The sequence below is a fragment of the Actinomycetospora cinnamomea genome, from assembly GCF_003096675.1.
GTDB lineage: Bacteria > Actinomycetota > Actinomycetes > Mycobacteriales > Pseudonocardiaceae > Actinomycetospora > Actinomycetospora cinnamomea.
Window position 1 is genome coordinate 146,219 of the sequence record NZ_QEKW01000004.1, and the last position, 24,726, is coordinate 170,944.

General features: G+C 73.9%; 20 protein-coding genes. 10 read left to right on the plus strand and 10 right to left on the minus strand.

Features of this window, described 5'->3' with window-relative positions:
• Positions 1-53: 53 nt before the first annotated feature.
• The 3 genes from C8D89_RS09905 to cutA all read right to left on the minus strand — a co-directional run bounded on the left by C8D89_RS09905 (position 54) and on the right by cutA (position 3,914).
• Complete coding sequence (locus C8D89_RS09905) at positions 54-2,243, minus strand: molybdopterin-containing oxidoreductase family protein (RefSeq protein WP_116707957.1); 2,190 nt, start codon at positions 2,241-2,243, stop codon at positions 54-56.
• 109 nt (positions 2,244-2,352) lie between these two features.
• Positions 2,353-3,558, minus strand: coding sequence for an MFS transporter (locus tag C8D89_RS09910; protein ID WP_116707958.1), 1,206 nt, complete (start codon positions 3,556-3,558; stop codon positions 2,353-2,355).
• Positions 3,559-3,569: 11 nt separating this feature from the next.
• Positions 3,570-3,914 carry a divalent-cation tolerance protein CutA gene (cutA, locus tag C8D89_RS09915; RefSeq protein ID WP_116707959.1) on the minus strand — a complete coding sequence of 115 codons (345 nt, stop codon included), beginning with the start codon at positions 3,912-3,914 and terminating at the stop codon, positions 3,570-3,572.
• 40 nt (positions 3,915-3,954) lie between these two features.
• Here cutA and C8D89_RS09920 point away from each other — a divergent pair, with 40 nt between their 5' ends.
• Together C8D89_RS09920 and C8D89_RS09925 are read left to right on the plus strand one after the other, a co-directional pair.
• Complete coding sequence (locus tag C8D89_RS09920) at positions 3,955-4,896, plus strand: NAD-dependent epimerase/dehydratase family protein (protein ID WP_116707960.1); 942 nt, start codon at positions 3,955-3,957, stop codon at positions 4,894-4,896.
• Between the two features lie 123 nt (positions 4,897-5,019).
• Positions 5,020-5,883: an aldo/keto reductase gene (locus C8D89_RS09925; protein WP_116707961.1), complete on the plus strand. Its 864-nt coding sequence runs from the start codon at positions 5,020-5,022 to the stop codon at positions 5,881-5,883.
• A gap of 52 nt (positions 5,884-5,935) precedes the next feature.
• Here C8D89_RS09925 and C8D89_RS09930 read toward each other — a convergent pair whose 3' ends face one another.
• Positions 5,936-7,561, minus strand: a complete 1,626-nt coding sequence (locus tag C8D89_RS09930) for an SDR family oxidoreductase (protein WP_116707962.1) — start codon at positions 7,559-7,561, stop codon at positions 5,936-5,938.
• A gap of 257 nt (positions 7,562-7,818) precedes the next feature.
• Here C8D89_RS09930 and C8D89_RS09935 point away from each other — a divergent pair, with 257 nt between their 5' ends.
• The 3 genes from C8D89_RS09935 (at position 7,819) to C8D89_RS09945 (ending at position 10,588) form a co-directional block, all read left to right on the plus strand.
• A complete protein-coding gene (locus C8D89_RS09935; protein WP_133251862.1) occupies positions 7,819-8,421 on the plus strand; it encodes a hypothetical protein in 603 nt (200 codons plus the stop codon).
• Between the two features lie 176 nt (positions 8,422-8,597).
• Positions 8,598-9,182, plus strand: a complete 585-nt coding sequence (locus tag C8D89_RS09940) for a DoxX family protein (protein WP_341477316.1) — start codon at positions 8,598-8,600, stop codon at positions 9,180-9,182.
• Between the two features lie 92 nt (positions 9,183-9,274).
• Positions 9,275-10,588, plus strand: a complete 1,314-nt coding sequence (locus C8D89_RS09945) for a D-arabinono-1,4-lactone oxidase (RefSeq protein WP_165825623.1) — start codon at positions 9,275-9,277, stop codon at positions 10,586-10,588.
• Here the strand turns inward: C8D89_RS09945 and C8D89_RS09950 are convergent.
• Positions 10,531-12,906: an FUSC family protein gene (locus C8D89_RS09950; RefSeq protein ID WP_133251863.1), complete on the minus strand. Its 2,376-nt coding sequence runs from the start codon at positions 12,904-12,906 to the stop codon at positions 10,531-10,533. The two genes, C8D89_RS09945 and C8D89_RS09950, sit on opposite strands and share 58 nt — an antisense overlap.
• A gap of 196 nt (positions 12,907-13,102) precedes the next feature.
• Here C8D89_RS09950 and C8D89_RS09955 point away from each other — a divergent pair, with 196 nt between their 5' ends.
• Positions 13,103-14,980, plus strand: a complete 1,878-nt coding sequence (locus C8D89_RS09955) for an acyl-CoA dehydrogenase (RefSeq protein WP_116707966.1) — start codon at positions 13,103-13,105, stop codon at positions 14,978-14,980.
• Positions 14,981-15,027: 47 nt separating this feature from the next.
• Positions 15,028-15,921: a DUF72 domain-containing protein gene (locus C8D89_RS09960; protein ID WP_116707967.1), complete on the plus strand. Its 894-nt coding sequence runs from the start codon at positions 15,028-15,030 to the stop codon at positions 15,919-15,921.
• Here C8D89_RS09960 and C8D89_RS09965 read toward each other — a convergent pair.
• From C8D89_RS09965 to C8D89_RS09980, 4 genes are all read right to left on the minus strand, one after another.
• Positions 15,887-16,783: a DUF1206 domain-containing protein gene (locus C8D89_RS09965; protein WP_165825624.1), complete on the minus strand. Its 897-nt coding sequence runs from the start codon at positions 16,781-16,783 to the stop codon at positions 15,887-15,889. The two genes, C8D89_RS09960 and C8D89_RS09965, sit on opposite strands and share 35 nt — an antisense overlap.
• The gene (locus C8D89_RS09970; RefSeq protein ID WP_243417988.1) at positions 16,780-18,681 is read right to left on the minus strand and encodes a VanW family protein; all 1,902 of its coding nucleotides are present in this window, start codon (positions 18,679-18,681) and stop codon (positions 16,780-16,782) included. Before C8D89_RS09970 ends, C8D89_RS09965 begins: the two co-directional genes overlap by 4 nt.
• Positions 18,682-18,716: 35 nt before the next feature.
• A complete protein-coding gene (locus C8D89_RS09975; protein WP_116707969.1) occupies positions 18,717-19,052 on the minus strand; it encodes a GroES family chaperonin in 336 nt (111 codons plus the stop codon).
• Positions 19,053-19,275: 223 nt separating this feature from the next.
• Positions 19,276-20,466, minus strand: a complete 1,191-nt coding sequence (locus C8D89_RS09980; RefSeq protein WP_116707970.1) for an ATP-binding protein — start codon at positions 20,464-20,466, stop codon at positions 19,276-19,278.
• Positions 20,467-20,696: 230 nt separating this feature from the next.
• On the opposite strand from C8D89_RS09980, the gene C8D89_RS09985 reads away from it, so the two are divergent.
• The gene (locus tag C8D89_RS09985; protein WP_207787152.1) at positions 20,697-22,178 is read left to right on the plus strand and encodes a sodium/glutamate symporter; all 1,482 of its coding nucleotides are present in this window, start codon (positions 20,697-20,699) and stop codon (positions 22,176-22,178) included.
• Positions 22,179-22,213: 35 nt separating this feature from the next.
• Here C8D89_RS09985 and C8D89_RS09990 read toward each other — a convergent pair whose 3' ends face one another.
• Positions 22,214-22,861, minus strand: a complete 648-nt coding sequence (locus C8D89_RS09990; protein ID WP_116707971.1) for a TetR/AcrR family transcriptional regulator — start codon at positions 22,859-22,861, stop codon at positions 22,214-22,216.
• Positions 22,862-22,962: 101 nt separating this feature from the next.
• Between C8D89_RS09990 and C8D89_RS09995 the strand changes: the two genes are divergently transcribed.
• Positions 22,963-23,499, plus strand: coding sequence for an SCP2 sterol-binding domain-containing protein (locus tag C8D89_RS09995; RefSeq protein ID WP_116707972.1), 537 nt, complete (start codon positions 22,963-22,965; stop codon positions 23,497-23,499).
• Positions 23,500-23,512: 13 nt separating this feature from the next.
• Positions 23,513-24,724 (plus strand): acyl-CoA dehydrogenase family protein, encoded by a 1,212-nt coding sequence (locus C8D89_RS10000; RefSeq protein WP_116707973.1) that lies wholly within the window; start codon positions 23,513-23,515, stop codon positions 24,722-24,724.
• Positions 24,725-24,726 lie beyond the last annotated feature (2 nt).

The following is a 24,726-nucleotide window of genomic DNA, read 5'->3' on the forward strand; positions in this document are numbered from 1 at the left end:
GAGCGCACGGTGCGGTTGAGGGAGCGGGCACGGCCGATGCGGTCACGGCCCGCTCAGAGTCCGGCCGGCGGCGTCTGGGTGAGGTCGGTGGCGACGCGTTCGACCTCGACGAGGTTGTCGGAGTACACGCCGGCGTTGCCCAACTGGTTGTGGCGGTCCGCCGTGATCGAGTTGACGGTGCACCCGGACGCCTTGTCCTGCCAGTGCCCGACGTGGGCCATGACGAGGCCCTTCATGACGACGTCGTCGAGCACGGCCGGGCCGGAGAACTGCCCGCGGTCGTTGAACACCCGCACGATCTCGCCGTCGACGATCCCGCGCTCGGCGGCGTCCTCGGGGTGGATCCATACCCGCTGGTCGCCCTGGGCCCGTTGCTTGCTCTCGGCGTTCGCGTACTGGCTGTTGAGGAAGGCGTGGGGTTTCGGCGACACGATGCTGAGCGGGTAGCGCTTCGCGAGCTCCGGCGCGGAGCCGGGCGACTCGAACGGCGGGACGTAATCGGGCAGTGGGTCGAGCTCGTCGCCCGGCTGCATCGCCTCGTACATCGAGCGCCAGACCGGGACGACGAAGTTGCCGCCCTCGGCGAGGCTGGAGCGGAACTCGCACTTGCCCGACGGCGTCGGGAAGTTCCCCTCCGCGTGCGGCGCGCGCTCGTGCGGCAGCCCGACGTCGAGTCGGGCCCAGCCGGTCTCCTTGAGCGAGTCGTAGGTGATGCCCCGTAACGCGGGGGCGTCCCAGTCGTGGAAGTCGCGGAGCATCTGCTCGTCGGTGCGGTCCCAGTAGTCGTCCGTGAACCCCATGGTCCGGGCGAGCCGACGGAACAGCTCGGAGTTCGGGACGCACTCGCCGGGCGGGTCGATCGCGGGCTGGTTGAGCGAGATGTAGAGGTGCCCCCAGGTGACCATGATGTCGAGCTGCTCGGCCTGCATCGTCGCCGGCAGCACGAGGTCGGCGAATTTGGCCGTGTCGTTGACGAAGTGGTCGCTGACGACGGTGAAGAGGTCGTCGCGCATCAGGCCGGCCATCGTCTTGGCCTGCGCCGGGCCCTGTGAGACGGGGTTGGAGTTGTAGACGAAGAGCGATCGGATCGGCGGGTCGAGCTCCATCTCGCCGGTCAGTGCCATGCCGAGGTCCAGCTCGTTGATCACCCGCGTTCCCTCGGGGATCCACTGCGGCATGCAGATCGCGTCGAACTTCGTCGGGAACTCCCAGATCGGCATCTCCATCGTGCCGCCGCCGACGTACCGCCATGCCCCCACGAGCGCGGGCAGGCAGGTGATCGCCCGGATCGCCTGGCCGCCGCCGCGGCTGCGCTCGATGGCGACACCCTGCCGGATCGCGGCCGGCTGGGTGGTGGCGTACTCGCGGGCCAGGACGCGCACGTCCTCGGCAGGCACCCCCGTGATCTCCTCCACCCGCTCGGGCGGGTAGTGCACCGCGCGCTCGGCGAGCTCGTCGAAGCCGACGGTGTGGCGCTCGACGTAGTCGGTGTCGACCAGCCCCTGCACGACGATCTCGTGGATGAGCCCCATCGCCAGGGCGCCGTCGGTGCCGGGCCGGATGCGGATGTGCCAGTCGGCCTGCCGGGCGGTGCGGGTGCGCACCGGGTCGATCACCACGATCTTGGCGCCCTTCCTGCGCGCCTCGAGGAGGAACGGCCAGCCGTGCAGGTTCGTGCTCGTCATGTTCATGCCCCACACGACGATGTACTTCGCGTACGCCATCGACTCGATGTCGAGCCCGCCGGTGCCGCCGACGGTCATGTGCCAGGCCGTCGACGAGCCCGACTCGCAGTAGGTCTTCTCGGCGACGGTCGCGCCGAGACGGTTGAAGAACGCATCGCCCGCCGTCAGCCCGTTGATCACACCCTGGTGTCCCAGATAGGCGTGCGGCATGATCGCCTGCGGTCCGTGCTCGGCGATGATGTCCGTCCACCGCGCCCGGATGTCGTCGAGTGCCTCGCCCCAGGTGATCCGCTCGAACTCCCCGGCACCCTTCGGCCCGACACGGCGCATCGGGTGGAGCAGCCGGTCGGCCTGGTAATGGTGCTCGGGGAAGTCCTTGAGCTTGACGCAGAGCCCGCCCCGGGTCATCGGGTGCTCGGGGTCGCCCGTGACGTCGACCAGGCGGCCGTCCTCGACGTGGTAGAGCATCGCGCAGGTGTCGGGGCAGTCGTGGGGGCACGCGCCGCGCACGATCGTCAGGTCACGACGGGTGGTCTCGGGGTCCCGTGCGAGCGTCATGGTCACGTACCTCCGCGAGGGCGGGCCGGTGGTGGCGGTCCGTCCAGTGACGCAGCACGCAGTGGCCCTCCGATGACCGAGGCGTAAAGGCGGCGTCAACCGCGTGGCGTCACCGCCCGACGGGGACCGCGACGACGGCGGCCAGCCCCAGCAGCGCGACCATGAACCCGACGGTCGCGGGCCAGCCGGCGAGGCCGTAGGCGATGCCGCCGAGGGTCCCGCCCACCGACGAGCCGACGTAGTACGCGCCCAGGTAGAGCCCCGACGCCACTGCCCGGCCGTGCGCGGCGCGGCGCCCGACCTGCGCGCTGGCGACGGTGTGCGCGGCGAAGAACCCGACGGTGAGCAGGGCGAGGCTGGCGACGACCACGGCCAGCCACGAGGTCAGCGTCGCCGCGGCGCCGAGGGCGGCGACCGCGACGGCGCCGAGCAGCACCGTGCGCGTCCCGAGGCGGTCGGCGAGGCGCCCGGCACGCGTCGAGGTCGCGGTGCCCAGCGCGTAGAGCACGAACACGGCGCCGACGAGGAGCGCGGGCAGCCGGAAGGGCGGACCGAGCAGCAGGAACGTCACGTAGTTGTAGGCGCAGACGAACACGCCCATCACCAGCAGGCCGACGGCGAACAGGCGGCGCAGCACGGGGTCGGCGAGGTGCGCGCGGACCTCGCCGAGCAGCGCGCGCCGACCGACGGGTGCGGGGCGGAAGCGGCGCGAGCGCGGCAGCACCGCGGCGAAGGCGGCGAGGCAGGCCGCCGAGAGCAGCGCGACGCCCGCGAGCGCCCAGCGCCAGGACCCGGTGAGGTCGGCGACGGCACTGACCACCAGCCGGCCGCCGAAGCCGCCGACCGAGTTCCCGGCGATGTAGAGACCCATGGCCGCGCCGAGGTGCTCGCCGTGCACCTCGTCGGCGAGGTAGGCCATGCCCACCGCGGGCAGCCCGGCCAGCGCGAGCCCCTCGAGTGCGCGCAGCACGAGCAGGAGCTCCAGTCCCGGTGCCACGGCGGCGGCGAGGCCGAGCACGACCGCCGCGGTCAACGACCACACCATGACCGGGCGCCGGCCCCACCGCTCCGACAGGGCGCTCGCGGGGATCACTCCCAGGGCGAGCGCCGCGGTCGTCACCGAGACCGACAGCGACGCCGTGCCCGGGGTCGTGTCGTACGCCGCGACCAGCGCGGGCAGCAGCGGCTGGGTCGCGTAGAGCAGCGCGAACGTGGTGAAGCCGGCGAAGAACAGGCCGACGGCGACCGGACGGAAGCCGGGCTCGCCACGGCGCAGCGCCGCCGGGTCGGTGGCGACCGCGGGCGACGAGGACATCGTTGCCGATGCTAACCGCCGGTGGGCGCCCCCACCTCCTCCGTCACCCACCTCACGTACGGGCCGTGTCCCCCGACGACGGGCAGGACGAGCACCTCCGGCACGTCGTAGGTGTGCTCGGCGACGAGGCGGGCGGTGAGGTCGTCGACGCGGCCGGCGTCGGTCTTGACCCAGAGCTGCCACTCCGGCTCCACCGACACCGCGCCCTCCCAGCGGAACACGCTGCGCACGGGGCCGGCGACCTGCACGCAGGCCGCCAGCCGGGCGTCGACCAGCAGGCGGGCCAGGCGCTCGGCCTCGTCGGCGGAGTCGGTGGTGGTCAGCACGACGCGGGTCGTGGTGGCGTCAGCACTCATCGGGGGCCTCCCGGCGATCGGTCCGTGCCACGATGCGCCGATGTTCCTCGTCACCGGTGCCACGGGCTTCGTCGGGTCGGCCGTGGTGGCCCTGCTGCACGAGCGGGGCCACGCGGTACGGGCGGTGGTCCGCGACCCGGCACGCGCCGACGTCCTGCCCGACGGCGTCGAGCGGGTGGCCGCGGACCTCGCCGACGGTGAGGCCCTCGCACGGGCGATGGACGGGTGCGAGGGCGTCTTCCACCTGGCCGCCGCGGTCGGTGCGCCGGGGCCCGAGGCGCACGAGCTCAACGTCGGCGGCACGCGCCGGGTCGTCGAGGCCGCCCGGCGCGCCGGCGTGCGCCGGCTCGTGCACACGTCGACCAGCGCGGCGATCTGCGTGCCCGACCCGTCGGGCCCCGGCTGCGTCGTGGCCGAGGACGCCGCGGGCGGCACGGCGCTGACCGACACGTACTCGACGACGAAGGCCGAGGCCGAGGCGGTGGTGCTCGACGCCGCGGCCGGGGGAGCGGCCGGTGGCCTCGACGCCGTCGTCGCGACCGTGGTCAGCGTGTACGGGCCGTCGCCGCGCGGGCCGTGGAGCTACAACGGGCTGCTCGCGGCCGCGGCGCGCGGGGAGGTCGGGGCCATCGTCGACACCCGCATCGGCTGGGTGCTCGCCGAGGACGTCGCGGCCGGGCAGCTACTGGCCTTCGAGCACGGGGAGACCGGCCGTCGCTACGTCCTCTGCGGCGAGGTCGCGTCGTTCCCGACGGTCCTCGACACCTACTGCGCCCTGACCGGCAGCCCGCACCGGGTGACCGCGCTGCCGGAGGGCAGCGAGCTCGACGGGGACGCGCCGCCGTTCGCGGACCGCTCGGTGGTCTACGGCCACCTGGGCGGCTACCGGGTGCGCGACGACGGGGCCCGCGCGCTGGGGCTCCGTGCCCGCGGGATCGAGGAGGGCCTGGAGCTCACGGCTCGATGGCTGCGCGCCATGTGACATGCGCAGACGGCATACCGGACGGTCGGTGGGAGATGCGCCACCACCTCCCGCTCCGCGCCGCGGCGGGTGCCAGAGTGGTTCCCACGGCGGTGACACTGCACCGTCGGGAAGGATGGGCAGATGACCGACGAGCAGACCGTGGTCGCCGCTTCCGGCAGCTACACGCTGGGCGGGACCCTCACCGTGCGGCGCCTCGGCTACGGCGCCATGCGGCTGACCGGTGAGGGCATCTGGGGTCCGCCGAAGGACCCGGACAACGCGGTCGCCGTGCTGCGGCGCGCGGTGGAGCTCGGCGTCGATCTCGTCGACACCGCCGACTCCTACGGTCCCTACGTCAGCGAGGAGCTCATCCGCGAGGCGCTGTACCCGTACCGCGAGGTCACGGTGGCCACCAAGGCCGGCCTGCTGCGCACCGGACCGAACCGCTGGATCCCCTGCGGGCGCCCGGACTACCTGCGCCAGGAGTGCGAGATGAGCCTGCGCCGCCTCGGCGTGGAGACCCTCGACCTCTTCCAGCTGCACCGCATCGACCCGCACGTCGCGGCCGACGAGCAGTTCGGGCTGCTCGCCGACCTGCAGCGCGAGGGCAAGGTCCGCGAGGTCGGTCTGAGCCAGGTCTCGGTCGCGGAGATCGAGGCGGCCGGGCGCATCGTCGACGTCGCGTCGGTGCAGAACCGCTACAACCTGGTCGACCGCTCCTCCGACGACGTCCTGCGCCACTGCACCGAGCACGGCATCGGTTTCATCCCGTGGGCGCCCGCCGACGCCGGCAAGCTGGCCGAGCCGGGCCACGCCGCGGCCCGCGCCGCCGAGGCCCTCGGCGCCACGCCGGCCCAGGTCGCGCTGGCGTGGTTGCTGCAGCGCAGCTCGGTGATGCTCCCGATCCCGGGCACCAGCTCGCTGGAGCACCTCGAGGAGAACTGCGCCGCGGCGGCCCTCGAGCTCGACCGCGCGACCGTGGCCACCCTGGACGCCGCCGCGTAGGTGCCCTGGGGGCACGTGACCATTTCCAGGTGCCCCCAGGACGCCGAAGTGCTCACGTGCGCGGAGCGCACCTCACGACCGCGGGGCGGGCGCGCTCGGCGTCGCGCCGCGTGCGGCGGTCGCGCAGGCGCGCCAGGGCCCCGCTGGGCGGGTCCGGGTCCTCGCCGCGCTCCACACGCTCGGCAGCGGCGACGATGCGGCGCTCCATGCCGCCGAAGACGAGCACGTGGAACGGCGCGATCACCCACCAGTAGGCGTGCCCGGCCAACCCGTGCGGGAAGAAGATGGCTCGCTGCCGGTAGCGCGAGCCGGTGCCCGCCGGCGCGACGCGCAGCTCCAGCCAGGCGAGGCCGGGTGCCTTCATCTCGGCGCGCAGCCGCAGCAGCCGCTCCCCCTCGGCGAGGTCGAGACCGGCGCGGACGTCACCGGGTGCGTGCTCGTCGACGCACTCCTCGACGCGCCACCAGTCGAGCGCGTCGCCGACCTTCAGCGAGTCAGCGTCACGCCGCCCCCGCCGCAGGCCGACGCCGCCGGCGAGCCGGTCCAGGACGCCGCGCGCCCACCAGCCCAGCGGGAACGAGTACCAGCCGCGCTCCCCCCCGATGCCGGTGACGACGTGCCACACCTGCTCGACCGACGCGGTCGACGGGCGCTCGCGGATGTCGGTGTAGACGCTCCCGCCGGCCCAGGAGGGGTCCGAGGGCAGCGGGTCGGCGGGCGCGTAGCTCGCGTTCGCCCCGGACCAGCGCGTCTCGACCTGGCCGTTGCGGATGCGCTGGAGGGCCAGGGTGACCGCGCCGCGGAAGTCGGTGAGCCCGCCCTCGGGCGGCGGGATGAACCGGTCGATGTCGTGCTCGTGCGCGACGACCTCGTGGATCAGTGAGTCGATCAGCGGCACGGCGGTGGAGCGCGGCACCGGGGTCACGAGGTTGACCCAGTGCGAGGACAGGCGCGGGGTCAGCACGGGCACCGGCAGCATCGTGCGCGGCGGGAGCTCCGCGACCTCGGCGAAGCCCTCCATCATCTGCAGGTAGGTCAGCACGTCCGGCCCGCCGATGTCGAAGGTGCGGTTGACCTCGGGCGGCACGGTGACGGCGCGGACCAGGTAGTGCAGGACGTCGCGGATGGCGATCGGCTGCACGCGGTGGTGGACCCACGACGGCGTCAGCATCACCGGCAGGCGCTCGGTGAGGTAGCGCAGCATCTCGAAGCTCGCCGACCCCGACCCGAGGATCACCGCGGCCTGCAGCACGACCGTCGGGACGCCGGAGCGCAGGAAGATCTCGCCGACCTCGGCGCGCGAGGCCAGGTGCTCGGAGAGCTCGGTGTGGTCGAGGCCCTCGGGGTGCATGCCGCCGAGGTAGACGATGCGCGACACGCCGGCCTCGCGGGCGGCCTGCGCGCTGATCATCGCGGCCTGCCGGTCGACGGCGGCGAAGCCGCTCTCGGACAGCGAGTGCACGAGGTAGAAGAGGACGTCGGCGCCCTGGCAGGCCCGGCGCATCGACTCCTCGTCGAGCACGTCCCCGCGCACGATCTCGACCTGCGCCGCCCACGGGACGTCGCGCATCTTCTCCGGTGTGCGGACCACGCAGCGCACCTCGTGGCCCTCCGCGGCCAGGCGTGGCGCGAGGCGCCCGCCGATGTAACCCGTCGCTCCGGTGACCACGCATCGCACGTGCCGATCGTGGCCCGACCCGGCGCGCGGCGCAGGACCGGACGCTCACGAGGTCCGACACCCCTCAGGGGTGACACACGGGCGGGGGATTCGTCGGCGTGTCGCGCATGAAAGGCCGTGTCGCCGGATCGGGGGGCCCAAGTCGCCGGGAGTTCCTGCCGTTGAGGAGACCAGACGCTCGACGTCGATGCGCCGTTCGGTGGTGTGCGCGCTCGGGCTGGAGGATCAGCAGTCGGGGAGGTCTGAGGAACGTGTGGGTGTGGCGTGACGACCTGGGGTCCGGTGCGGCAGCGAGCGGGGGTGGCGGTTGGCGCCTCGACGCGTACGGCACGTGGGTGTGGGACGAGCCCTCGCCGCTGGAGCGGCCGGGCGCGGGGATCGGGGCGCTGCGTGCGCGGGGCGGCGACGACGAGCGGGCGCGGCGCGACCTGTCCGCCGTCGGCGACCGGGCGCTGGCGACCCTGGACCGCGGGTACGACGACCGCGTGGGTGACCGCGGGGACCCGACGCCGATCTTCCACGAGCTGACCGTCGACCGGTCCCGGCGCGTGACGCGTCGCCCCGCCCGGCGTGACCGGGAGGCGGTGGCCGTGCCCGAGCCGCACCCCGGCTCCGGCCCGCTGCCCGTCCAGGACGGTGGCCGGGGGCGGGGCCTGCGCGAGGTCCCCACCGTGCCGCCCCCGCCCGTCGCGCCCGAGTTCGCCGAGTCCCCCGAGGACGAGCTGCGCCGCCGCGCCGAGCGCCGGCGTCGGCCGCTGGGCAGCGCCGGCGAGACCCCGCGCGAGGCCGACCGCGAGGGCGGACGCCACACCTGGCGCCGCGAGGAGGTACGCACCGGGCGGCACGCGCTGCGTCGCTGAGCCGCTCGTCGGGTATGGATCGACGGGCCGCCCCCACACCCGGGGGCGGCTCGCGCTCCGGGCGAGCGCGACCCCGGGGATCGTGGCGGCAGGGCTATGCTGCGTCCCCCGCGCGGCCCCGACGGTGCTCCAGATGGCCGCCGGGCCCGGGTCCGCCGCCGTCGTCAGTCGCGCCCGTGGAGGTCGCCCCCGTGCTCATCCGCCGTCTCGCCCGGCCCATGCTGGCCGCCATCTTCATCAAGGGCGGGGTCGACACCCTGCTCAACCCCGAGCCGCGCGTGCAGAAGGCCTCACCGCTGATCGAGAAGGCCTCGCCGCAACTGCCCGACCAGATCCCGTCCGAACCGAGCGAGCTGGTGCGCATCGACGCCGGCGTCAAGGTCGCGGCCGGGACGCTGCTGGCCATCAACAAGTTCCCGCGGGTGGCCTCGCTGGCGCTGGCCGCGAGCGTCATCCCGACGACCATCGCCGGGCACCCCTTCTGGGAGAAGTCCGACCCGACCGAGAAGGCCGGCGAGCAGCAGCAGTTCCTCAAGAACGTCGCCATCCTCGGCGGCCTCGTGCTGGCCGCCGTGGACACCGAGGGCAAGCCGTCGCTGGGCTGGCGGGGCCGCCGCGCGGCGCGCAAGCTCGCCGAGCGCACCAGCGAGCTGACCAGCAGCAACGACGGCGCGGGGGACAAGTTCCGTGACGCCGGGGACAAGGTCCGCCGCAACGTGGTCGACGGCGTCGACGTCGCGATCGGCGCGCTGGCCTCCTGAGGCCGTCGGGAACCGTCCGCACGGTGCTGCCGGGCGGACGGTCCCCGCGCACCTGTCTGGCGAACGCATCCCGAGCCCCTAGGGTGGCGGCCGTGTGGACGAACTGGTCCGGAGGCCTGCAGTGCCGGCCGACCGCGACGGTGCGCCCGCTGGACGACAGCGGTGTCTCCGGCGTGGTGCGGCGTGCCGCGGAGCGGGGCCAGGCCGTCCGACCCGTCGGCGCGGGCCACTCGTTCAGCGCGCTGGCCGTCACCGACGGCGTCCACGTCGACCTCTCCGCGTTCCGCGGCGTCACCGCGATCGGCGCGCGCTCCGGGCGCCCCACCGTCCGGGTCCGCGCCGGCACCACCCTCGGCGAGCTGCACTCCGAGCTCGCGACGCGGGACCTCGCCCTGGAGGCGCCGCTGGAGCTCGCCGCGCCCACCGTCGGTGGCGCGCTGGCCGTCGGCATGCACGGCAGCGGGGCCGCGCTCGGTTCGCTCTCGGCCGCCGTGGTCGGCCTGCGCCTCGTCGACGGCAAGGGCCGCCTGCGCGACGTCGCGCCCGCGGACCTCGACGCGGCCCGCACCTCGCTCGGCGCCCTCGGGGTCGTGCTCGAGGCGGAGCTGGCCGTGGTCCCCGCCGGGCGGGTGCGGGTCACCCGGGCGCCGAGGCCGGTGGACGAGGTGCTCGACGACGGGTTCTGGGACGCCCACCCCGTCGCCGAGGCCGCCGTCTTTCCCTCCGCGCCCACCGCGCTGACGCGCTGGGCCGACCCGCTGCTCGCCCACGATCCCGATGACGACACCGAGGACGCCGCCGAGGCCGACGAGGCCCGTGAGCGCAGCCTCGGCGTCACCGTCGCCGGCGCCACCGGCCGCACCGCGCTGGGCGGCGCGGTCGTCGTCGAGCGCGCCCTGCCCCGCCTCGTGCCGCGCTTCAACCGCGCGGTGTCGCGGCTCGCGCGGACGGTGTCGGCGACCGGGCCGATGTACCGGGTGCTCTCCAGCCCGCCCGCGGTGCGCTTCGAGCAGACCGAGTGGGCGCTGCCGCGCGCCGCTCTGGCCGCCGGCGCTCGCGAGCTGCTCGCCGCGCTCGCCGACGACGGGCTGGAGGTCGGGCTGCCGGTGCGCCTGCGCGTGGGCGCGCCCGAGTCCGGGTGGCTGCACCCGGCGCACGACCGGGCGACGGGCTGGGTGGCCGTGCGGGTGCCGCGCGGCACCGACCACGCGCCGGTCCTCGAACGCGCGTGGCGGGTGCTGCGCGACCACGGGGGCCGCCCGCACTGGGCCTCGCGCTCCGACTGGACCGTCGAGGACACCGCGCGCGCCTACCCGCGCCTGCCCGACTTCCGCCGGGTCCGCGACGACTACGACCCCGAGCGGGTGTTCGCCACGCCCGAGCTCGCCGAGGTGCTCGGCGACTGATCGTCGTCGGGGTCGTCGTCGGGGTCGTCGGCGGCGCCCAGGTCGACGGCCAGTCCGACGACGGCCTGGTCGATGCGCCGCAGCAGGCGCACCGCCGCGAGCATGGCCGTCCGCCGGTCGTCGGTGACCCGCGCGGCGTACTCCTCGGCGGCGTCCACCAGGTCCTCCGCGGAGTGGGCGCGTACCCGCCCGCCGTCGGAGGCGCGGCGCCCGCGGACGAGCACGTCGCGCAGCCCGTCGAGGTTGGCGCGCACCCGGTCGGCCGCCGGGTCGAGCGACGCGGCCCACCCCGGGTCGGCGGGGAGCCCTTCGGCGGTGCGGGCCAGCGAGCGCGCGTAGACGTCACACACGACGAGCACCCGCAGGCCCCGCTGGTGGCTCGAGCGGGCGCGCCGGCGGACGACGGGGTCGGTCAGCGGTCGGGCGCGCTGGCGCAGCGTGGTCAGCGCGTCGTCCATCGCCCGGACGGCCTCGCGCGCCGGCCCCGTCGCCCGCCGGCCGACCAGCCGGTCGGTGGTCTCGCGCAGCACGCGGTCCATGGCGTCGACGAGCTCGCCCACCGCCTCCCCGAACGCCTCGCGGGTGCCGCGCGGGAGGACGAGGAACGCCGCCAGGATGCTGGCGAGCGCGCCGACGATCGTCTCCTCGACGCGCAGCACCAGCACCTCGACGCTGAACTGGCCGATGAGGCCGTACACCAGCGCGAGCACGGCCGTGATGCCGAAGGCCAGCATCGCCGGTGACACGCGCACCAGGTAGAGGGCCACGAAGACGCAGGCGGCGAGCAGGACGATCGAGAGCACCCGGTCGTCCCCGACGAGCGCGGCGAGGCCCATGCCCGCGGCGACGCCGCCGACCGTGCCGACGATGCGACCCCAGCCGCGGGTGAGCAGGTCGCCCCGGCTGTTCGTGCCGGCGAAGACGACGAACGCGGTGATGACCGCCCAGTACCAGCGCGAGGGGGCGACGAGCTCCCCGACGACGATCGCGAGCGTCGCCGCCACGCCCACCTGCGCGGCCTGTCGCGTGCTCAGCGCGATCCCGCGCGGCCGGTCCGTGTCGTGCCCCGGGCCGACGTCGTCCTCGGCAGGCGCCTCGGCCTGGTCCGTGTGCTGGGCCTGGTCGGTGTGCTGGGCCTGGTCGGTGTGCTGGGCCCGCGGGGGGTCCGGCGCGGGCCGGTACGGGGTGAAGGTGTCCGGCGACACCCCGCCGTCGCGCCGTGCCGGGGCGTCCAGCTGGGCGTGGTGGATCGCATCGGCGACCCGGCGCACCGCGAACGCCGTGCGTTGCACTCGCTCGCCACCGGCGCGGGTGTCGGCGACGAGGCCGGCGACCGCGGCCCGCGCGTCCGCCGTCGCCTCGAGGACGGCCGCGTGCCCGCGCCCGGCCTCGAGCGCGGCGCCCAGGTGGCGCAGGCCGGTGCGCAGGGCGGCGATCGCCACGGGGTCCAGCGACCGCGGACCCCCCGCGGGTGGCAGGGCGAGGCGTCGCGCGGCGACCGACAGCCGCTCCAGGGCGAGCTCGGCGTCGGCCACACGCAGGGCGAGCACGTCGTCGTCGAGGCCCGGCCAGACGCGTCCCGCCGTCGTCTGCTCGAGCGTGTCCTCGACGAGCAGCGCCACCTCCTGCAGGCGCGCGCGGGCGCGCCGTCCCGACTCCAGCGTGCGCTCGTCCGGCCCGCCCTCGGCGATCGCGGCGAGCACGTCGTCGGTGGCGTCGACGACGGCGTGCGCCCGCGCCCGGAACGCGGCGACCAGGCGGCGCAGCGTCCGCTCCGGGCGCTCGGCGAAGACGACCCCCCGCAGCAGCAGGGTCGCGCCGATCCCGACGACCGCGGCCACGAGCAGCCACGGGACCTGGCCGGGCGCGACCTGCAGGAACTGGGTGAAGAAGAACGGCATGAACCCGGCCATGCCCAGCGCGAACCCTCGCGGGCCGTACCGGCGCACCCACACCGCGACCACCATGACCAGCACGAACGCCACCGCCGCCGGGATCCGGTGCGGCGCGAGGAGGGCGCCGACGACCGTGCTCGCGGTCGCCGGCAGCACCATGAGCGCGGTGGTCACGCGGCGCCGCGGCAGGTCCGGCTCGTTGACCGCGAGGTTGGACACCATCGCGAGCACGCCCGCGAAGAGCAGGACGGTGACCGGCTCGGCGGGGTCCAGCGCGGCCCGCAGCAGGGCCACCACGACGACGGCCAGGGCCATCGCGGCCACGGCGATCGACGCCAGGCGCAGACGGACGAGCCCGGGGTCCACGCCCGCCAGGCGCGTGCGCAGGTCGGCCGACCAGCCCGTCCGCCGTGCGCCTGCCACGCGCTCCTCCTCGACGCGGAGCGCCACCCCGCGCACCCCGCCCGACCACCCTCCGCAGTCGCGCCGGTGGGGAGCGAGTCTCCCACGCAGGAACACCACCGGAGCGACCTCGACAGGGTTACCCCTGGGTAATAGGCTCCGGTTACCGGCCGGTAGAAGTCTCCGGCCGCGCCGTGGTGAACAGGAGCGAGGCGGCATGGGCCACTACCGGGCGAACGTCCGCGACATCGAGTTCAACCTCTTCGAGGTCTTCCGCGTGCAGGACCGGTTCGGCTCCGGTCCCTTCGCCGACGCCGACGAGGAGACCGCCCGCGCGCTGCTGGGCGAGGTCGCGTCGATGGCCGAGGGGCCGTTGGCCGACTCCTACGCATCGGGCGACCGCAACCCGGTCCGCTTCGACCCCGAGACCCACACCGCCCACCTCGACGAGGGCATCAAGAAGTCCTACCGCGCGATGTGGGACGGCGAGTGGTGGCGGCTGTCGGCCGACAACGCGATCGGCGGCATGGGCGTGCCGCCCTCGGTCCAGTGGGCCGCCGGCGAGATGATCCTGGGCGCCAACGGACCGGTGTTCATGTACATGGCCGGCCCGAACTTCGCCTCGGTCGTCCACCGCAACGGCACCGAGCAGCAGAAGCACTGGGCGCAGCTCATGGTCGACCGCGGCTGGGGCGCCACGATGGTGCTCACCGAGCCCGACGCGGGCTCCGACGTGGGCGCCGGGCGCACCAAGGCCCGCGACAACGGCGACGGCACCTGGTCGATCGAGGGCGTCAAGCGCTTCATCACCTCGGGCGATGCCGGCGACCTCAACGAGAACATCATGCACCTCGTGCTCGCCCGCCCCGAGGGCGCGAAGCCGGGCACGAAGGGCCTCTCGCTGTTCCTCGTCCCCAAGTTCCACTTCGACCCGCGGACGGGTGAGCCGGGCGAGCGCAACGGCGCCTTCGTCACCAACGTCGAGCACAAGATGGGCCTCAACGCGTCGGCCACCTGCGAGGTGACGTTCGGCGCCCACGGCACCCCTGCGATCGGCTGGCTGCTCGGCGACGTGCACGACGGCATCGCGCAGATGTTCCAAGTCATCGAGTACGCGCGGATGATGGTCGGCACCAAGGCCATCGGCACCCTCTCGACGGGCTACCTCAACGCGCTCGAGTACGCCAAGGAGCGCATCCAGGGCGCCGACCTGACCCAGCAGGCCAACAAGACCGCCCCGCGCGTCCCGATCACCAACCACCCCGACGTGCGCCGCAGCCTCATGCTGCAGAAGGCCTACGCCGAGGGCCTGCGCGCCGTGTACACCTTCACCTCGACCTACCAGGACGTCGTGCGCTTCGGTGAGGCGCCGGAGGGCGACGTCCTCGGCGGCCCGGTGTCCGCCGAGGACGTCGCGCTGGCCGAGAAGGTCAACGACCTGCTGCTGCCGATCGTCAAGGGCGTCGGATCGGAGCGCGCGTCCGAGCAGCTGATCCACTCCTTGCAGACGCTCGGCGGCTCGGGGTACCTGCAGGACTACCCCCTCGAGCAGTACATCCGCGACGCGAAGATCGACTCGCTGTACGAGGGCACCACGGCGATCCAGGCGCAGGACTTCTTCTTCCGCAAGATCGTCCGGGACAACGGCCAGGCGCTGATGCACGTCGCCGGCCAGGTCCAGGCTTTCCTCGACGCCGGTGACATGGGTGGGGCCGGGAACGGGCGGCTCAAGGAGGAACGCGCCCTGCTGGCCACCGCGCTCGCCGACGTCCAGGCGATGCTCGGCAGCATGGTGGGCTACCTGACCTCCGCGCAGGAGGAGATCACCAACCTCTACAAGGTCGGACAGCACGCCGTCCGGTTCCTCATGAGCGTGGGCGACCTGCTCGTCGGCTGGCTGCTGCTGCGCCAGGCCGAGGTGGCGGGCCAGGTGCTCGACGCCGGCACCGCGGGGCGCGACCAGCACTTCTACGAGGGCAAGATCGCCGTGGCGCGCTTCTTCGCCCGCACCGTGCTCCCGGAGCTGACGGCCCGCAAGGCCATCGTCGAGGGCGCCGAGAACTCGATCATGGAGCTCGCCGTGGCAGCCTTCTGACCCGTACGTGAGCGAAAGTCACGGCCGTAGCCGGGAACTCCACTCACATGAGCGTGCGGATCGGGACCTCGGGGTGGATCTACCCGCCATGGCGGCGGGTGTTCTACCCCGAGGGCCTGGTGCAACGCCGTGAGCTGACCTACCTCGCCGAGCGTCTCGACACCGTCGAGATCAACGGCTCCTTCTACTCGCTGCAGCGCGCGTCGAGCTACCGCACGTGGGCCGACCGCACGCCCGACGACTTCGTCTTCGCCGTCAAGGGCGGGCGCTTCGTCACCCACATGAAGAAGCTCCGCGGTGTCGAGGAGGCGCTGGCGAACTTCTTCGCCTCCGGGCTCCTCGCCCTGGGCGCGAAACTGGGACCGGTGCTCTGGCAGCTCCCGCCGAACCTGCGCTACGACCCGGAACGCCTCGAGGGCTTCCTCGACCAGCTGCCGCACACCACCACGGCCGCCGCCGCGCTCGCCGGCGCCCACGGCGACCAGGTCCCCGAGTCCTGGACGGAGACCGACGCCGAGCGCCCGCTGCGCCACGCGCTCGAGGTGCGCCACCCCAGCTTCCGCGATCCGGCCTTCGTCGCGCAGCTGCGTCGGCACGGCGTCGCGTCGGTCGTCGCGGACACGGCGGGCACGTTCCCGCGCCTCGACGACGTGACCAGCGACCTCGTCTACGTGCGCCTGCACGGCGACACCGAGCTCTACGCGAGCGGCTACTCGCCCACGGCGCTCGACGACTGGGCGGCGCGCATCCGCGCCTGGGCGGCCGGCGACGCACCGGTCACGGAGGACACGGCCGCCCCCGACGACCCGCCGCCGCAGGCCCCGCAGGGCCGCGACGTCGTCGTCTACTTCGACAACGACGTCAAGGTGCACGCCCCGTTCGACGCGATCGCGCTGCGCGACCGCGTCAGATCCGGCGTGCCCGTGCCTCCGCGAGGGTGAAGACGCCGAAGGCCGCGAATCCCAGCGCCACCAGGATCAGCAGCACCACGCCGTAGGGCTGGCCGGCGAGCGTCTTGAGCGCCCCGTCGAGCCCGCTCGCCTGCGCCGGGTCGGCCCGCAGCGCCGCGAGGCCGAACAGCACACCGACGACCGCGAACGCCACCGCCCGCGCCACGTGCCCGACGACGCCGAGGAGCTCGACGGGCCGGCGCCACCGGTCGGGCAGGCGGGAGTAATCGAGGTCGTCGGAGAAGTTGCGGGCGATGCCGGTGTAGCCGGTGGCGGCCGCGACGACGATGACGACGAGGCCGATGAGGCCGACGAGCACCTGCCCTCCGGGCAGCGCGAGCAGCCCGGCCGTCGTCTGCTGCGACCCCCCGGCGCTCGAGCCGGACGAGCCGGTGACAAGCAGGCGCACGCCGACGACGGCGACACCGAGCACGGCGATCGTCTTGGCGCCCGCGCCGACCCGCTTGCGCACCCGCTCGCCGCCCGAGGTCCAGCGGAAGCCGGTGGCCGCCGCCAGGCCCTGCCAGATCGCGAAGGCCACCAGGCCGACGACGACCGCGATGATCGCGACGAACCCGAACGGCTCGCCGGCGATGGCGGCCAGCGCGCCCTGCTGGTCGGCCTGCCCGCCGCCGTGCACCGCGACCTGCACCGCGATCAGGCCTATCAGCACGTGCACGAGGCCGTAGCCGACCAGCCCGACGCGCCCGAGGAGCTCCACGCCCCGCGCGGGCGCCTCGCCCTCGCCCGAGCGACCGAGCCCGGAGAGCTCGCTGCGGGCGCGGTCCGCTGCGCGGGAGACGGTCTCACCGGCGTCCGCGGTGCGGTCGGAGGACTCCGACGAGGTGCTCACCCGTTGCAGGTGACGGTCGGCTGGGGCTCGTAGCGCACGGTGCGTGGTTCCCGGCGGACCTCGCCGGTACGCACGTCCCGCAGCACCCGGGTGTCGGTGATCGTGAAGCCCTCCGAGCCCTGCGACGGCGAGCACTCCGGGTCGCCGCCGAGGTCGCGCGTGCCGGGCGGGGTCTGGTTGGTCCGCGGGCCCTGCTCGGAGGTGACGTCGTAGCGCTTGATCCCGTAGAGCTGCACCGTGATCGCCGACGGCGTCCACTGGGTGCGGATGTACACCGGCGCGGGCCCGTCGTTGCCGAGGCGCAGGTCGATGGAGCCCTCGAACACCGTGGCCTCGCGGCCGGCGGGGTACCGGCTGATGTAGTAGCTGTGCTCCTTGTGCTCGACGTCGTCGAGCCCGGCGAAGTACCCCGCGTTGTACAGCGTGGTCGCGAACTGGGAGACCCCGCCGCCGACGCCGCGGCCGGGGGCGCCGTCGTCGATGATCCCGGCGGGGACGAAGCCGTTCGCCTCGTTGCGGGGGCTGGTGGCCGCGTTGAGGCTGAACACCGAGTTCGGGGCGATGACCTTGCCGTTGACGATCTCGGCGATGCGGCGGATGTTCTGGCCCGAGTCGGGCTTGAAGCCGCGCGTGGTGAACTCCCCGATGATCTCGGCCGGGCCGAGCGCCTGCAGCTGCTCGGTGGTCACCTCGGGCTGGGTGGTGGTGTAGACGGCGTTGATCGCGCGGCCCGACGCGGGCGGCGGCGACGCCGGCTCGGCACCGGGCGCGGCGGGCGGCGGGGTGAACACCGGTGGCGCCGGCTCGCCGGCCGGGCGCCCGAGCGCCTCGACGAGCCCGCTGAACGTGCGCGCCCAGTCGATCTCGCGGCCGACCACCGCCGGCACGACGGTGGCCTGGGTCCCCGAGAACTGCAGGGTGGCGTCCCGGGGCTCGGCCTCGGTGGTCGCGAGCTGGGGCTCGACGGCGGCGATGGCGGCGGGCTCGTCGATCGCGGGGACCAGCCCGCCCTGCCCGTCGGGACGGAACACGAGGAAGGTCGTGATCGCCCGGGTGGTGATCGTGGCGTTCTTCGCGTCGCCGACGACGGTCACGGGGCCGGCGACGGCCGGCCGGGCCACCTGGTCGATGGCCTCCTGGATGCCCTCGGCGGTGACGGTGACCGGTGCCTCGACGACCGGGAGGGCGACCGGGGTCGGATCGAGCCAGTGCTCGGTCACCGCACGCGCCGCGCCCGGCCCGTCCACGGCCTGCCCGGGCACCGACGGCACGGCGACGGGCTCGACGCCCTCGAAGCGCACGGTGCCCTCGACGGCCGGGCGGTCGAGCTGCGGGCGGGCCCCGTCGAGAGCCTGGCCGAGCGCGAAGGCGTTGACCCGGGTGACCGGCGCGATCTCGCGCGTGGTGAAGAGGGAGGTGACGCGCGTCCAGGGGTTGAACGGCTGCTCGCCCGCCTCGGCGATCGTGCCCTCGACGTCGAGCTCGAGACCGGCCGCCTGCGGGTCGATGGTCGCGGTGTTCGACCCGGCCTGCAGGGTCACGGGGCGCTCGACGCGGGAGGCGAGCTCGGTGCGCAGCGTCTGCTCGGCCTCGGGCTTGCCCATCCCGCCGATCTCGACGCCGGCGACGGTGACCCCGCGGGGCACGGCGGTCGAGGAGAACAGCAGGTCGCCGACGTAGAGCACGGCGAGCAGGCCGACGACGGCCGCGCCGATGAGCACCGGGCGACGCCGGCCCGGGGACCCGTCGGGGGACCCGTCGGCGGTGTGTCCACGGTCCTGGTCGGTCACGGGGATCCACTCGGTGCGCTCGACGTCGTGCTCCGGCCCCGCCTCGCCGGTCATGGTGCGGGTGGGCTCGTCGTGGGCCTCGGCGCCCTGCGGCGCGTCGGTGTCCACGGTGGTCTCCTCGGGCGTCGGCCCGCCGGGTGAGGTCACAGGTACAGTCCCGTCCCGCTCGAACTCCGCGTCGGCTCGGTGGTCGCGCTGGCGACCGCGTGCAGGTCGCGCTCCCGGAGGACGACGAAGGTGCGCCCGGAGACGTCGACCTCGAAGTGGTCGTCCTGGCCGTAGAGCACCCGGTCCCCCACCGCGACGCTGCGGACGTGCTGCCCGGTCCCGAACACCTCGCCCCACACGAGCCGCTTGGCGGGCTGGGCGGTCGCCGGGATGACGATGCCCCCGCTGCTGCGCCGCTCGCCCTCGCCCTGGACGGGGGCGACCATCACGCGGTCGTGGAGCATCTGGATCTCCAGCCTGGGATCCGACACGGCGGGATCGTACGGGGCAGCCGCGTCGGGTCCGGTCGGCGGGCCAGCGGTGCTTCACACGCCGCTGACGAGCCGTCGGGAGGCCTGGAACGTGGAACGCCCCGTGGCCCTGCCAGGTCGGGGGTCCGGCAGCGCCACGGGGCTCGCCGGGGATGTCGGCGACCCGGGAGGGCACGTTACCGGCCCTCCTGCAGTTCACTCGTCCGGCCTAGTGAAGGCTCATTCAGTCGCGTCCGAGCAGGAACCGGCCGAAGTGCGGGACCGTGAACGCGATCCAGCCGCGCTCGGCGGAGAACACCAGGCCCTTGCGCAGCAGGCTGTCGCGCGCCGGCGAGAGCGACGAGGGTTTGCGGCCGAGGTGCCGGGCGAGCGCCGAGGTGGTCACCGGCTCGTCGCGTCCCTCGGCGAGCTCGGCCATGCCCTGCAGGTACTCGCGCTCGGCGGGGGTGGCCCGCTCGTAGCGCGACCCGAAGAAGCCGACCGCCAGCTCGGCGCTCGCCTCCGGGGCGGCCACGCGCACGTCCTCGGCGTCGATCGGGCTCTGCACCGCGGCGTCCCAGGCGGCCTTGCCGTAGGCCTGCACGAAGTAGGGGTAGCCCCCGGAGACCTCGTAGAGCGCGTCGAGGGCCGCCGGCGTGAGCTCGGCGTCCTCCCGCTTGGCCGGCACGGTCAGCGCGAGGTCGGCGTCGGCGCGGTCCAGCTGCCCGATCATGACGTAGCGGAACAGCCGCTCGGAGTACGACTTCGACGCGCTGAGCACCGCGGGCAGGTGCGGGAGCCCGGCGCCGACCACCACCAGCGGCGCGCCCGACTGCGAGAGCTCGTGGCAGGCCGCGCAGAGCGCGGACACGTCGTCGATCTGCAGGTCCTGCATCTCGTCGATCAGCAGCGCGATGCCCACGCCGACGTCGGCGGCGAGCTCGGCGCACACCCCGAACAGCTCGACGAGATCGATCTCTATGTCGCCGGAGTCCGCCCGGCCGTTGCGCACGGGCACGTCGATGCCGGGCTGCCAGCGGTCCTTGAGCTTGGCGTCGGACGGGGCGGCCTTGAGCGCGAACGCCTTGAGCACGCCGAGGGTCTCCTCCACGCGGTCGGGGGCGCGGTGGTGGACCGCCAGGTCACGCACCGCGCGGTGCATGGCGGCCGCGAGCGGGCGGCGCAGGGCGGCGTCCGGGCGTGCCTCGAGCTTCCCCGCGCCCCAGCCCGCGCGGACCGCCATCGACCGCAGCTCCCCGAGCAGCACCGTCTTGCCGACCCCGCGCAGGCCCGTGAGCACGAGGCTGCGCTCCGGACGCCCGCGCGCCACCCGTTCGAGCACGACGTCGAAGGCGTCGACCTCCCGGTCGCGACCGGCCAGCTCGGGCGGGCGCTGGCCGGCGCCGGGGGCATAGGGGTTCCGGACGGGGTCCATGCCCACCTCCCGGTCGCTCCGCACGTCCGCCTCGCAGCGTATGGGCGTCTCTAGCGCCGACCCGATACCTCGCGAGAAAAGGTCATCGGCGTGTCGCGGGGACGGCGACATCGCCCGCCCGCCTGACGGTTGCGTGTCGATCCGCGCCGCCGGGCGCTGCCGGTCTTGTCCGTCCTGCCCGCCTCTCCCACGCTCACCGGGATCCGTCGCCGATCTCCCGGGGGGCTTCCATGAGCGCCGACGTCATCGGGTTCGCGCTGCTCCTCCTGGGCGCGGTCCTCCTCGTCGCCAAGTGGATCCGGGTCCGCGTCAAGCTCGCGCAGACCCTGTTCCTGCCCGCCGCGATCATCGGCGGCTTCCTGGCGCTGCTGCTGGGTCCGCAGGTCCTCGGCCGCATCGTGTCGGCCCTCGGCTCCGACGCGCTGGCCGAGGGCGGGCTGTTCACCGCGCCGGTGCTCGAGGTGTGGTCCGAGCTGCCCGGGCTGCTCATCAGCATCGTGTTCGCGGCGCTGTTCCTCGGTCACTCGTTGCCCAACCCGATCCGCGCGGCGAAGCTGGTCGGCCCCCAGATGTCGGTCGGGGTGGCGTTCGGCGCAGGCCAGTACGTCGTGGGCATGCTGCTCGCCATCCTGCTGCTGGTCCCCGTCTTCGGGATCTCGCCGCTGTCCGGTGCGCTCATCGAGATCGGTTTCGAGGGGGGCCACGGCACCGCGGCCGGTCTCGGTTCGGTGTTCGGCGAGCTCGGGTTCCCCGACGGGGCCGACCTGGCCCTCGGGATGGCGACGGTCGGCATCGTCAGCGGCATCGTCATCGGCGTCGGGGTGATCAACTGGGCGGTCCGCACCGGCCGGACCACGGTGCTCAAGGGCGGCCTGACCCAGTCGGTCGAGGAGCAGAAGGGCCTCTTCCGGCGCGACGAGCAGTACCCGGCGGCGATCATGACGACCCGGCCGGCGTCGATCGAGCCGCTCGCGCTGCACTTCGGCTTCATCGCGCTGGCCGTGATGATCGGCTACGGCATCCTGGCGGGGCTGCAGGCCCTCGAGCAGGCGCTGTGGGCGGAGAGCTTCGAGCTCTTCGAGTACGTGCCGCTGTTCCCGCTGGCGATGCTCGGCGGCGTCCTCGTCCAGTTCGTGCTCGACCGGACCGGCAACGAGCACATCCTCAACGACGCGATGATGCTGCGCATCCAGGGCCTCGCGCTCGACGTCCTCATCGTGAGCGCCCTCGCGACGCTGTCCCTGCAGGCGATCGCCGCCAACCTCGGCCCGTTCCTCGTCCTCGCCGGGGCGGGCGTGCTCTTCAACGTCGTCATCCTCATGCTCCTCGTCCCGCGCACCATCCCGCAGTACTGGCTCGAGCGCGGCATCGGCGACTTCGGGCAGTCCATGGGGGTCACGGCGACCGGCCTCATCCTCATGCGCATCGCCGACCCGGACGGCCGGACGCCCGCCTTCGAGGCCTTCGGCTACAAGCAGCTGCTCTTCGAGCCGTTCTTCGGCGGCGGCCTCCTGACCGCGGCCGCGATGCCGGTGATCGCCGCGTTCGGCCCCTGGCCCTGGACGATCGTCATGGCCGTGCTCTTCCTCCTCGCGGTCGTGTCCGGGCTGTTCTACTTCGGGCGCCAGGACTGGACCACGCCGCTGCGCGACGAACCGGCGGGCGCACCCCCGGCCCCACCACCCGCGACCTACGGCGGCTCCCAGGCCTGAGGTGGGGGCCCGTGCCTCGGGCTCTCTAGCGTTCTCTAGCGCTGGTCGGAGACAGCCGTAGACGGCGCGATCGTGTCGGTCAGCGCCGCGAGCCCCGGGCCGACGACCCCGACGAGCATGTCGGCGAGCGCGTCCGCCGGATCGGTCCGGTCGAGGGCGTCGTCGCTGGTCAGCCACCACTGCGCGAGCCCCTCGGCGGCGCCCACGAGGGTGTGGGCGTAGGGCACGACGGCGCCGCGCGGCAGCCCGAGCCCGCCGGCGACGAGGTCCGCGGCCTGGTCGACGATGCGTCGGCGCAGCGCGTCGACCTCGCCGGCGAACGGGCCCGTGGAGGCCTGGCGCCAGAGCACGGTCCAGCCGTCGCGGCGGCTGGTCAGGGCGTGGAAGAACGCGCGCAGGGCCCGGCGCAGGCGCACGAGCGGCTCGTCGCCGGGCTCCCCGGCCGCCGACTGCACCGAGCGCAGCAGCCGATCGGCCTCCCGGTGCAGGCAGGCCGCGAAGAGCTCCTCCTTGCTGCCGCCGTGCGCGTAGACCAGCGGCTTGCTCACGCCCGCCCGCGCGGCCACGGCCTCCATCGACGCGCCGTGGAAGCCCTCCTCCGAGAACACCGCCACGGCCGCGTCGAGCACCTGCCGGCGCCGCACCTCGGGGGCCAGGCGCCGGCGGGGCGTCTCGGAGGTCACGCTTGCACCCTAACTACCGATGCGTAAAGTAGCCCGCATTGGCGGGACCGCCAGTACCTGACACATCTCGCGCCATCGCCGAACCACGCCGGAGTGAGCCCGTGCCCGAGAAGATCGACGTCAACGAGCTGGGTCGCAGCGTCGACCCGAAGTCGTTGTCCGAGGACGAGCTGGTCGGCGCCCTGCGCGACGGCCTCGCGGACGGCGGGGGGACGAGCATCGACCCCTCCCTGTTCGCGCGGCTGGTCAAGAGCACCGGCAGGGGCCAGCTCGAGGCCGTCATGTCCTCCGACGTCCGCCGGCCGGTGCTCGACGCCATCTTCGGGCGGATGGCGGAGTTCTACTCCTCGAAGGGATCGAGCGCGAAGCGCCAGGTCGTGCACTGGCACGTCACCGGGAGGCCGGGCGGGGACCAGGACAGCTACCAGACCGCCATGCAGCACGGCACCTGCGAGGTGTCCGAGCAGCTCACCGAGGAGCCGCGGACGGAGCTGTCCATGGACGGCGTGCAGTTCCTCAAGATCGTCACCAACAACGCCTCGCCGGTGACCCTCTTCATGACGCGCAAGATCAAGGTCTCGGGCGACATCGGCTTCGCGACCGCGCTGCAGAAGATGTTCACGATCCCGTCGGCGTGAGGGGAGCCCCGCGATGACCTTCTCCATGGAACTGTCCGAGGAGCACACCGACCTGCGCGACTGGGCCCACGGGTTCGCCGCCGAGGTCATCCGGCCCGCGGCCGCCGAGTGGGACGAGCGCGAGGAGACCCCCTGGCCGGTCCTCCAGGAGGCCGCCAAGATCGAGCTGTACAACTTCGAGACCCTCGCCAGCTTCTGGGGCGACGAGACGGGCCTGTCCCTGCCGATCGTCAACGAGGAGCTGTTCTGGGGCGACGGCGGCATCGGGATGGCCATCTTCGGCACCACCCTCGCCGTCGCCGGCATCTTCGCCTCGGGCACGCCCGAGCAGATGGTCGAGTTCATCCCGCAGTGCTACGGCGACGCGGGCGACCCGAAGGTGGCGGCGTTCTGCTCCTCGGAGCCGGAGTCCGGCTCGGACGTCTCGGCCATGCGCACCCGCGCGACCTACGACGAGGCCAAGGACGAGTGGACGCTCACCGGCGCCAAGGCCTGGGCGACCAACGGCGGCATCGCGAACATCCACGTCGTGCAGGCCGTCGTCGACCCGTCGCTGGGCTCCCGGGGGCAGGCCGCGTTCGTCGTCCCACCGGCCACACCCGGGCTCGAGTCCACCCGCAAGATCAAGAAGATGGGCCTGCGCGCGTCGCACACCGCCGACGTCTTCCTCGACGACGTCAAGGTCCCCGGCTCCTGCCTGCTCGGCGGCAAGGAGAAACTCGACGAGCGGCTCGCGCGCGCCCGCGAGGGCGTGAAGTCCAAGGGCTCGGCGGCCATGCAGACCTTCGAGCTCTCGCGGCCCACCGTGGGCTCCCAGGCCATCGGCATCGCCCGCGCCGCCTACGAGTACGCGCTGGACTACGCGAAGGAGCGCGTCACCTTCGGGCGTCCGATCATCGACAACCAGTCGATCGCGTTCACGCTGGCGGACATGAAGACCGAGATCGACGCGGCGCGCATGCTGGTGTGGCGCGCGGCGTGGATGGGGCGCAACGGCGTGGCGTTCGAGGCCGGCGAGGGCTCGATGTCCAAGCTCAAGGCCGGCCGTGTCGCGGTGTGGGCCACCGAGCGCGCCATCCAGATCCTCGGCGGCGCGGGCTACTCCCGCGAGCACCCCGTCGAGCGCATGCACCGCGATTCGAAGATCTACGACATCTTCGAGGGCACCGAGCAGATCCAGCAACTCGTCATCGCCCGCGCCATCTCCGGACGGCACATCGCCTGATC

Excerpts from the sequence above, each read along its gene's own strand:
- C8D89_RS09985 (WP_207787152.1), top strand. The coding sequence starts at position 20,697 with ATGAGCGCCGACGTCATCGGGTTCGCGCTGCTCCTCCTGGGCGCGGTC.
- C8D89_RS09925 (WP_116707961.1), top strand. The coding sequence starts at position 5,020 with ATGACCGACGAGCAGACCGTGGTCGCCGCTTCCGGCAGCTACACGCTG.
- C8D89_RS09910 (WP_116707958.1), bottom strand. The coding sequence starts at position 3,558 with ATGTCCTCGTCGCCCGCGGTCGCCACCGACCCGGCGGCGCTGCGCCGT.
- C8D89_RS09980 (WP_116707970.1), bottom strand. The coding sequence starts at position 20,466 with ATGGACCCCGTCCGGAACCCCTATGCCCCCGGCGCCGGCCAGCGCCCG.
- C8D89_RS09955 (WP_116707966.1), top strand. The coding sequence starts at position 13,103 with ATGGGCCACTACCGGGCGAACGTCCGCGACATCGAGTTCAACCTCTTC.
- C8D89_RS09905 (WP_116707957.1), bottom strand. The coding sequence starts at position 2,243 with ATGACGCTCGCACGGGACCCCGAGACCACCCGTCGTGACCTGACGATC.
- cutA (WP_116707959.1), bottom strand. The coding sequence starts at position 3,914 with ATGAGTGCTGACGCCACCACGACCCGCGTCGTGCTGACCACCACCGAC.
- C8D89_RS09960 (WP_116707967.1), top strand. The coding sequence starts at position 15,028 with ATGAGCGTGCGGATCGGGACCTCGGGGTGGATCTACCCGCCATGGCGG.
- C8D89_RS09920 (WP_116707960.1), top strand. The coding sequence starts at position 3,955 with ATGTTCCTCGTCACCGGTGCCACGGGCTTCGTCGGGTCGGCCGTGGTG.
- C8D89_RS10000 (WP_116707973.1), top strand. The coding sequence starts at position 23,513 with ATGACCTTCTCCATGGAACTGTCCGAGGAGCACACCGACCTGCGCGAC.